General features: G+C 64.2%; 1 protein-coding gene. It reads right to left on the bottom strand.

Annotated features, from left to right (window positions below; genetic code table 11):
* Positions 1-226, bottom strand: a 226-nt coding sequence (locus U5782_RS41545) for an ATP-binding cassette domain-containing protein (RefSeq protein WP_322049659.1), incomplete at both ends; no start/stop codon positions are given.

Below are 226 nucleotides of genomic sequence, written 5' to 3' on the forward strand. Positions count from 1 at the left end.
AATCTTCTTGTCGAGCGCGGACATCGGCTCGTCGAGCAGCAGCAGCTTGGGGCGCTTGACGAGCGAGCGGGCGAGCGCGACGCGCTGCTGCTGGCCGCCGGAGAGCTGATGCGGCTTGCGCTTGGCGTAGCGGCTCATCTGCACGAGATTGAGCGCGTCTGCCACGCGTTCCTTGATTTCGTTCTTGGGTACGCCTTCCTGCTTGAGGCCGAAGGCGACGTTCGTT

The sequence above is a fragment of the Paraburkholderia sp. J67 genome, assembly GCF_905220265.1.
Lineage (GTDB): Bacteria > Pseudomonadota > Gammaproteobacteria > Burkholderiales > Burkholderiaceae > Paraburkholderia.